Raw genomic sequence first — 9,537 nt, 5'->3', positions numbered from 1 at the left:
AGCAACTGACTCTTAATCAGTGGGTCCTGGGTTCGAGTCCCCGATGGTGCACCAGGAAGAGCCAACAACGAAAGTTGCTGGCTCTTTTCTTTTTGTGGTCACTGTTTGCAGTGCATGAATGAGGACTGATGGTCGGACATCAGTCCTTTTTCTTTTGCATGTATTCTAAAATTTTTATCGTCAAGGAAGCGGTGGCATAGATGCTGTCACCGACCAGGGATAACAAAAGGATTTCTACGACATCAACAAGGCGGCCTTCTCGGCCACCGTCACGGCCCACAGCCAGAAGCTGCCCTGCCTGATCTTCGGCGTGCCCGCGCTGGACGCCTACAACTTCGGCCAGCTGTTCTACTTCTTCCAGTTCGTCTGCTACATCTCCGGAAGCATTCTGGGCATCAACCCCTTCAACCAGCCCGGCGTGGAAGCCTACAAAGGCTGGATGTTCAAGGCCCTAGAGTCTGTTTGAAAACCCAGCACTTGTGTGCAGGATGCCAAAAATAGTAAAATGAAAATATGAAAAGGCATGAATTAAGCGAAGTGCAATGGAATAAGATCAAGGATTTGCTGCCACCAGAGCAAAAACCGCAGGGAGGCCGTCCGGCCAAGAGCAATCGGGAAATGCTCAATGCAATGGTATACTGGCTGAATACGGGAATCCCGTGGCGGGATTTACCGGAACGGTTTGGCCCCTGGCAAAGCGTATACAGTCGATTTCGTGCATGGACAAAAGCAGGCGTATGGGAGAACGTACTGACGAATTTGATCCAGCAAGATATAGTCGATGAGACAACGCTTATGCTGGAAAGCACAACGATTAAAGTGCATCAGCACGGCAGTTGTGCTAAAAAAGGGGCGAAAATGAGTTCACCGGACGCAGCCGTGGAGGATTAACAACCAAGGTTCATGCGGTAACGGATGGACTTGGTAATCCATTGCGCTTTTTACTTTCCAGTGGGAATCGAAATGATATTTGCCTGGCGAAAGAGGTGTTGGAGCCGTTTGATCTGACAGGGAAACTGATCCTTGCCGACAAAGGCTATGACAGCGACAAATTTGTTCGCTGGGTCAAAGAGCGCGGAGGAATTCCTGTCATTCCAAGCCGTGATAGCGCAAGACATCCGAGAAAAACGGATTGACACATCTACAAGGAACGGCATCTGGTCGAAAACTTGTTCCTAAGACTCAAAAATCATCGCCGTTTTTCTACACGGTATGAGAAAAAAGCCGTCTGTTTTCATGCGGTTGCCTCGCTTGCTTGCATTCTGGTTTGGTTAATTTGATGGTTTTCAAACAGACTGTAGGCAAATAACGCCGCCCGGAAAGAGGCCGTGGCCAACGGCATGAGCCTGGAAGAAGCGATGCGCACGATCACCGGCGAAACGGTAAAGACCAAGGAAGGCTGAGCGGTACAGCCCCGGCGGGGAAAACGCGGCCGGATGGTGGTGCTCTCCCTTCAGGTATGGTCTGCCAAACCGCCGCCAAATCAGATAAAGCGCCCCGGAAAAAGAAGCTGCTTTGGCCTCTTTTTCCGGGGCGATGATTGTCCATGGGCTGGGAAAGGGCGATTCAGCCCTCCCGTAGCGCGTGTGCAAACGTTTTTGGCAGATCTCCTTTCATACGCCGGTCGCGTATTGGTGCGGTGTCGTTCCTGTATACTGTTTGAATACCTGAATAAAAGTATTGGCGCTGGTAAAACCTACTTCCACGGCCAGATCATTGATCCGTTTGTCAGGGGTCTTTTGCAGGATCTCTCTCGCTTTTTCAATACGGTATTCGTTAAGTACCTTTTTAAAGGTCTGCCCGGTCTGTTTTTTGAACAGTGCGCTGCAGTATTTGGGCGATACATTCAGCCTTTCTGCCATGTCATCCAACGAAATATCCTGGCTGTAATTCTCTCTGATATACGCCATCATTCGCTCTCCGACGTCCTGTTTGATGCTGGCGTTCCGTTGGGACGTGTTCCACACGATCCGGGCAAATGTGGTTCTGATCATCTGCAGCAGCTGGTCGGTATCCGCACAAGCCAAAAAATCATTGATGGGCGGGTAATCGTCGGATCCTTCCAGCTGCAATTCCTGATAAATTCGATTCAGTGTGGATACCAATGCAAAAAAGAAGCTTTTTCTGTTTTCCGGCGAGAGGATCTTGTTTACCAGATTTTCATGCAGGATCTCTTCCAGCAGCGCCAGAGCGCCCTCAGTTCCTCCGACGGTCATCTGCACCAGGTTGACTTCCACTTTCAGCGGATAATAGTACCCGTTGTAATAAATTTGCGCTGCATCTTCAGCCGTGATGAACATTTGATCCGGCAGGCTGTGCCGGTATTCCAACAAATGGTTGCACTGCTCCATTAACATGTGCAAATTCTTCAACCCTACTGCCGGGCTGCTGAGCGCCACGCGCAGCTGCATTCTGGCCGAGATCCCCAGCTGCGCAAACAGCGCCTGTACCCGCTGGCGTACCTGCTGGGTATCTTCACAATGGATCACAAGCACAAAACTGGTATCGTTCATGCTGACGAAGTGGACGTCTTGCTCTGCCCGGACGGTATCGCGCAGCAGGGATTTTGCCATGGTGAAGCCGTCCGCCTCGGTCGGATCTTCTGCCAGTTCTGCCAACACAACGACAAAACTGGTTTCTTCCAGTTCAGGCGGGGCTTCTTCATAATCAAAATTTGCATCCAGCAGCGCGTTTTTATAAATCTGTTCTGTCAGCAATAGTTGGCTGCGTTGCAGGTAGGCATCCAATTGACGGGCCTTCTCCGAGATTTGGGAAGTTTGTTCTCTGATATAATCAAATTCGTTGGTTTCTTCATCCACGCCGCCACCCAGCAAAGTGACCAACTCTTCCACCGGGGCATACAAACGGCGGTACAACAGTTTGGAAACCAGCACACTTCCTGCCACCAACGCCAAAAGCGGCAGCAAAAACATCGTGATCAGTGTGGTAAAACTCAAAGTTCCCGAAGCGTAGGTGGCAAAAAACAGCCATCCGATTTCTGAAAAAGACGCGCCCATCACGTTTTCGCCGTTAAGGGAAAAATCTAAAAGGGTAAGGGAGCCCGAAAGGTCTGTATCCTGCGCCCGCACATGGTCTATCATGGGAGCGTATCGAGACAGATCATCATTTTTAGCCGCAAGCACCTTGTCCTGCGTACAGACCATCCAGTCCGAACATTGCAACGGTGCAAATGCTTCGGTAAAGTTTTCCCGATCTATGGACAATACGAACAGCAAGTCGTTGCTTCCATAATGGTGCAGGGTGAGGTAGTTGATTTTTCCGCCATTGTTTACGCCGGTGTCAAACAAAACACTGCGGTCATATTGCTGCTCTTCCAGTTCGTCATAGATCTGCTGCAGGTCTTCTCTTTCCGCACCGATCCGCTCAGAAAAAGTTTCCAGCGACAGGCTCTCTGTAGGCGTCAGTACCAAATCCCTGCCCTGCTCCAGGTAGACCGCCGCAATGCTGTAATAGTTTAAGCGGTTTGCTGCAAGGGTGCTCTCTGCAAGTTGCTGTTGCACTTCGATCGCGTTGTAATACATTTCTTGTGGACTTCCGCTTTGTGCCAGCGCCTGCATAGCGGAATTTTTTTGTACGTTGGAAAAGGAATGAAACGCCGTCAACAATTCCGTGTTTATGATTTCAAAGCGCGCGGCTGTATCGGCCAGGATCATTTCTCTTCGTTCGCTTTTCGTTCTGGCGGTCAGTGCCACAAAGTACACGAGCATCAGCAGCGTCAATGCTACGGAAAAGATCCCAAGGAAAACCGCATTCAATGTGTGTTTGTACAGATGCCTGCCCGTTCGCTTAGCCAAACAGCCCCGCCCCTTTTCTCCCGCTTTGGTCGGCTCGGACGGCCTTTCATATTTTACTTATGACGGCCTTTCATATTTTACTTATATTATAGCAAAAAAGCCCGGGATCTACAAATCGGATGCTTTTTCCCCGGCATACGGCTTTGCTATATTGAAGGAAAACAAGAAGATCTTCCTCTTTTCTTATATTGAAATTTCCTTTCCCCATCTGGAAAAAACCATATTTCCCTTCCCGTTCATAAGCAGATTGCCCAAACCGTCCCCGTCGAACTCGGCATTCTGCACAAAGTTTTGCGAAAATAACATCGTCTATTCAATAATTTTCCGCAGAAAAGCAAAGATTTACACTTTTTTCTCCCACGGGTATAATACCTCGTGTCAGGCGGATCCATCTCTGCCCCAAATGCAACACACTGGAAAGGGTGACTCTTTTGAAATTCGCACTACGCAGTAAAAAAAGGCCGCGCTCCCCTTCCGAAGCGATCCAGCAGGATGCCCTGCGCAAAAACGGGATAGGGGTTCGTTTTCGGAAAGACTGGGATCTGTATCTCCTTCTTCTTCCCGGTCTGATTTGGTTTATCCTGTTTGCCTATGTTCCTATGGGCGGCTTGGTTATCGCTTTCCAGGACTACAACGTTTGGAAAGGGATCGCGGGCAGTGAATGGGTCGGCCTGCAGAATTTCATTGATTTTGTTACCGACGACGTTTTCGTGCGGGTGGTCAAAAACACGCTGATGCTGAGCCTTTACAACATCGTGTTCTGCTTTCCCGCCCCCATCATTTTGGCGATTCTTCTTACGGAAATGCGCAATCGCTTCCTCAGCAGGATCACGCAGACCGTCACCTTTATCCCATATTTTATCTCCCTGGTGGTCGTCTGCGGCATGGTGCTGAGTTTCTGCTCCCCCAGTACCGGGTTGATCAATATCATCCTGCGCAGCCTCGGGCTTGAGGAACACTACTTCATGGTGGATCCCGATGCCTTCCGGCCAATCTATACGATTATGATGATGTGGCGCGAGACGGGATTCAACGCCATCGTATACGTCGCCGCCCTTATGGGGATCGACCGGCAGCTGTACGAAGCCGCCAAGGTGGACGGCGCTTCCAAATGGCAGCAGATCCGCTACGTCACGCTCCCCGGCCTGATGCCCACCATCGTTACAATGTTCATCCTGCAGATCGGCAAGCTCGTCAAGGTCAGCTACGAGGCCGTGTTGCTGCTGTACCAGCCTGCTACTTACGAGACAGCCGACGTCATCGGCACCTATGTGTACCGCACCGGCCTGATGGAGCAGAATTTCGGCCTGGCTACTGCCGCCGGTCTGTTTGAATCGCTGATTGCACTGGTCCTGGTGGTCCTTTCCAACAAGATCAGCAAAAAAGTGTCGGAAACCGCGCTTTGGTAAGGAGGACTCCCCATGACCCATACAAAACACAAGATTCCCCGCGCCAAAGGTGAACTTGCCTTTGAGATCGCCGCCAGCATCCTGTGCGTGCTGATCATCCTCGTTTCCGTTTATCCCATCTATTATATCCTGATCTGCTCCGTCAGCAATCCCTTTGCAGTACAGTCCGGCGAGGTCCTGTTCACCGTCAAGGGTTTTACATTGGAGAGTTTCAAGGCCGCATTCCAGATGGACGGCCTGTGGACGGCCTACGGCAATACGATCTTCTATACCGTGTTCGGCGTGATTTTCAACATGTTCTTCACCGCCACCATGGCCTATGCGCTGTCCAAAAAACGCTTGATCGCACGCAAATTTTTCACGCTGCTGGTCGCCTTCACCCTGTGGTTCCAGGCCGGTATGATCCCGCTGTACCTGACCCTGCGCAACTACAATATGCTGGACAAACGCATCACCATCCTGCTGGCCTTTGCCATCAACGCTTACAACCTGATCATCCTGCGCAGCTTCTTTGAGCAGCTGCCGGATTCCTTAGAGGAAGCCGCCCTGATCGACGGCGCCAGCAACATTCGGATCTTCTGGTCCATTTATCTGCCGCTATCCAAACCCGCACTGGTCACGGTGGGGACCTTCTACGCGGTCAACCGCTGGAACAACTACTTCTGGGCCATGAACATCCTCAACGATGATTCCAAGATCCCCTTGCAGGTCATGCTGAAAAAACTGCTGGTAGACCGTGTGGCCGGTGCAGAGGAGGCAGCCATCATCACACCGGCTTCCGCCACCAGCCCCGATACCATCATCTACGCGGTCATCATTCTGGCCATCGTTCCCATGCTCATCGCCTACCCTTATGTACAACGTTACTTTAAATCCGGCGCTACCCTGGGCGCGGTCAAGGGGTGATCGCTCGCTTCCGGCTCCATCAGAGTTGTTTTCTGATACGATCATAACCACACATACACAAGGAGGAAAAACATGAAAAAAACACGTTCCGCACTTTCTGCCATGTTGGCTGCCGCGCTGCTTCTCACCGGCTGCGGCGCACCGGCGGCCGGCTCCACCACCAGTTCGGAGACGTCGTCCGGCAGCACAGCCAGCGCCGACAGCCAGTATCTGTGCTCGGAAGAGCCCATCACCTTCACTTTCTTTGACATCTTCGACAATATCACCTTCGACCCCTCCTGGGCGGTGTTCCAGGAAGCTGCCAAATTGACCAACGTCAGCCTCGAGAGCAGCGTTTCCCAGAGCAGTTCCGACGAAACAACGGCCTTCAACCTGATGCTCTCCTCGGGCAATCTGGCGGATATCATCAGTTACGTCAATATGTCCGACCTGGAAAAGCTGGGCCATGACGGCGGCCTGATCCCCCTGAACGACCTGATCGACGAGTATGCGCCTCATCTGAAACAGGTCCTGGAAGAAAATGACGAGTTCCGCAAGATCGCCACTGCGGAAGACGGCAACATCTACGTTATCCCGAAACTGCAAAGCATTGACGTGGCCGAAGGCGATTTTATCCGCATGGATTGGCTGGAAAAGCTGAATCTGGAAGTTCCGAACACCGTAGATGAATTGTATACCGTGCTGAAGGCTTTCCGCGAGCAGGACCCGAACGGAAACGGATTGAAGGATGAAATCCCCTTCTTCAGCCGCCAGGGGACCAAGAGTTTCAACGACGTACTGAACCTTTGGGACGCTCATGAGGATTTCTATGTCCGTGACGGCAAGATCACCTACGGGCCGATGGAAGACGAGTTCAAACTGGCCATGGAAAATGCTGTGAAGTGGTACGCCGAGGGGCTGATCGACCCCGAATGGTTCACCCGCGGCTCCAATGCCCGTGACGTACTGCTGGGCGCCAATCAGGGCGGCTACTGCAACGACTGGTTCAGCAGCAACGCCGAGTATAACGACAAACTGGCCGAGGCCATTCCCGGGTTCTCTTTCCTGCCCATTGCGCCGGTCGAAAACCAGAATGGCGAACGCATTGCCCACACCAGCCGCGTGGGCAACCCGGGCTGGGGCATTTCCGCCCAGTGTGAGGACCCCGTGGCGGCCATCAAATACTTCGATTTCTGGTTCACTGACGTTGGCAACGACCTGTGCAACTACGGCGTGGAAGGCGTGACCTACACCCGCAATGAAGACGGCAGCATCCAGTATACCGACGCGATCATGAATACCGACAAAACCGCACTGAGCGAACTGCGCAACTACGGCGTGCAGTACCGCATCGGCATGATCCAGGACTATGCCTACGAGGAAGCCTGGAGCAACGATATTGCCAAAGAAGGCAATAAGATGTATGAAGAGGGCGGCTACGTCTATACGCCGATCCCGCAGCTGAACGGCGAACTGGCACTGAAGTACACCACCGAAGAAGATTCCGAATATACCAAAATCATGTCCAGTGTGACGCCCTACGTCACGGAGATGATCCAAAAGTGGGTCTTGGGTTCCGAAGATTTTGCTTCCACCTACGACGCTTTCATCCAGTCGCTGAAGGACAAGGGCATTGAACGTGCCATCGAGATCAACCAGGCCGCTTACGACCGCTATATGGCAAACTGAGCAGGGAAAATCGGCACAAAAAGGCGGGGAACCTGTTTCCCCGCCTTTTTCCATGAAGCCCTTATGTTTAAGAAGGAGGATACGATAATGGATCCCACTGTACTGGAACGCGCCTATACTGCTTCGCTGAAAAAAATCCGGCGGAATTGTGACTCGATCGGGGTGGCTTTTCCTCATGTGGCCAACGGCCCCCACGGAGAATATGACCGGGAAAAGCCCAGCTTTTGGACCGGCGGGTTCTGGGGCGGCCTGTTGTGGCTGGCCTACCGCGAAACCCACGACCCCAAGCTGCTGGAAACCGCCTGCGAACTGGAAACGGCACTGGACGTTCCGCTGGATGAATATCTGCACATCCACCACGATGTGGGCTTTATGTGGATGCCCACCGCTGTGGCCCACTACCGGAAAACCGGCTGCCAAGCCGCACGTGCGCGGGGGTTGAAGGCGGCCAGCCACCTGATGGGGCGCTTCAACCTGAACGGCCGCTTCCTGCGTGCCTGGAACGACGAGGTCTACGCCGACAGCCAGGGCTGGGCCATCATCGACTGCATGATGAACATTTCGCTGCTGTACTGGGCTTCCCGGGAACTTCACGACCCCCGGTTCCGTCAAATCGCCATGGCCCACGCCGACACCGTCCTGGAAAGCTTCCTGCGCCCCGACGGTACCGTCCCCCACATCGTGCGCTTTGATCCCGAAACCGGGCGCAAGATCGAAAATCTGGGCGGGCAGGGGAAAGGGCCGGATTCTGTCTGGTCCCGCGGGCAAGCCTGGGCGATCTATGGCATGGCCATCTCCTACCGGGAAACCGGCTGCACGCGTTATCTGGATGCGGCCAGAAAGGTGGCGCACACTTTCTGGTCTGCGCTGCCCGATGACAAGATCCCCTACTGGGATTTCTGCGCAGAAGGGGAGGAACGCGAAGCGCGTGACAGTTCCGCCGCCAGCTGCGCCGCCAGCGGCATGCTGGAGATCGCCGCCCTGACACGGGACCCGGAGGAAAAAACCTTCTTTACCAACTGCGCCCTGGAGATCCTGCAGAGTCTGTCGGAACACTACGCCTGTTTTGATGACAGCACCCAGGGGATCATCCGTGCCGGTACCGTCAGCTACCCCGCCCGGCGCCATATCAACGTTCCCATCATCTACGGCGACTTCTTCTTTGTAGAGGCGCTGGGCAAATGGAAGGGCCTGCCCGGGCTGTTTTAAAGAGGCGATATACCATGAAACAGACACATCTGATCATGATCGTAGCGGACCAGCTGCGCTGGGATGTTTTGGGGAAGGGGTATACGCCAAACATCGACGCCATCGCGGCAGAAGGCATCACCTTTGACCGTGCCTACTGCGCGTCCCCCCTCTGCGGCCCTGCCAGGGGCGCATTGTTCACCGGTCTGTGCCCCAACACCAACGGCAGCCGGATCAACCCCTGGTTCGCTGCCGACGCCGCGAGGGGGTGCGTACACCAGGGCATACCCCACCTGTACGGCATGATGGAAGCCAGCGGCCGCGAATGCATCCACAGCGGCAAACAGCATCTGTTCACCGAAGGCGGAAAGCTGGAGGACGATCCTGCCAGTCAGACCCGCTGGCTTTCCACTGAGCGCAGTTATCAGGAATTTCTGGCCCATGCCGGCCGCCGGGCGCCCGGCGGGCCCCGCTTTCGCACGCCGGTGCCCGAGATGGCGGGGGGACGGCATACCCGGCTGTGCAATTACTCCAACGCTGAAACCGGCTGC

General features: G+C 53.6%; 9 protein-coding genes and 1 pseudogene. 8 read left to right on the top strand and 2 right to left on the bottom strand.

Features of this window, described 5'->3' with window-relative positions:
• Positions 1–310 precede the first annotated feature (310 nt).
• From Q0526_RS08770 to Q0526_RS18810, 3 genes and pseudogenes are all read left to right on the top strand, one after another.
• Positions 311–466, top strand: a complete 156-nt coding sequence (locus Q0526_RS08770; RefSeq protein ID WP_295424727.1) for a hypothetical protein — start codon at positions 311–313, stop codon at positions 464–466.
• Between the two features lie 47 nt (positions 467–513).
• Positions 514–891 carry an IS5 family transposase gene (locus tag Q0526_RS08765; protein ID WP_298732608.1) on the top strand — a complete coding sequence of 126 codons (378 nt, stop codon included), beginning with the start codon at positions 514–516 and terminating at the stop codon, positions 889–891.
• A 38-nt stretch (positions 892–929) separates the two neighbouring features.
• Positions 930–1,136, top strand: a pseudogene (locus tag Q0526_RS18810) (transposase); the annotation flags it as partial.
• Positions 1,137–1,286: 150 nt separating this feature from the next.
• Here Q0526_RS18810 and Q0526_RS08760 read toward each other — a convergent pair.
• Complete coding sequence (locus Q0526_RS08760) at positions 1,287–1,592, bottom strand: hypothetical protein (RefSeq protein ID WP_298732607.1); 306 nt, start codon at positions 1,590–1,592, stop codon at positions 1,287–1,289.
• A gap of 21 nt (positions 1,593–1,613) precedes the next feature.
• Positions 1,614–3,815, bottom strand: a complete 2,202-nt coding sequence (locus Q0526_RS08755) for a helix-turn-helix domain-containing protein (RefSeq protein WP_295424721.1) — start codon at positions 3,813–3,815, stop codon at positions 1,614–1,616.
• A gap of 431 nt (positions 3,816–4,246) precedes the next feature.
• Here Q0526_RS08755 and Q0526_RS08750 point away from each other — a divergent pair, with 431 nt between their 5' ends.
• The 5 genes from Q0526_RS08750 to Q0526_RS08730 form a co-directional block, all read left to right on the top strand.
• Positions 4,247–5,224, top strand: a complete 978-nt coding sequence (locus Q0526_RS08750) for an ABC transporter permease subunit (protein ID WP_298732604.1) — start codon at positions 4,247–4,249, stop codon at positions 5,222–5,224.
• Between the two features lie 12 nt (positions 5,225–5,236).
• Entirely contained in the window at positions 5,237–6,130 is an 894-nt protein-coding gene (locus Q0526_RS08745) for a carbohydrate ABC transporter permease (protein WP_295424715.1), read from the top strand.
• Positions 6,131–6,202: 72 nt separating this feature from the next.
• Positions 6,203–7,798 (top strand): extracellular solute-binding protein, encoded by a 1,596-nt coding sequence (locus tag Q0526_RS08740; protein WP_298732601.1) that lies wholly within the window; start codon positions 6,203–6,205, stop codon positions 7,796–7,798.
• 87 nt (positions 7,799–7,885) lie between these two features.
• The gene (locus Q0526_RS08735; protein WP_298732599.1) at positions 7,886–9,007 is read left to right on the top strand and encodes a glycoside hydrolase family 88 protein; all 1,122 of its coding nucleotides are present in this window, start codon (positions 7,886–7,888) and stop codon (positions 9,005–9,007) included.
• A gap of 14 nt (positions 9,008–9,021) precedes the next feature.
• Positions 9,022–9,537, top strand: a 516-nt coding sequence (locus Q0526_RS08730) for a sulfatase-like hydrolase/transferase (protein WP_298732597.1), incomplete at its 3' end; no start/stop codon positions are given.

It is taken from the genome of uncultured Subdoligranulum sp. (genome assembly GCF_937890665.1).
The sequence above is the reverse complement of the archived record's forward strand: the minus strand, read 5'-3'. Positions and strand labels throughout refer to the sequence as shown.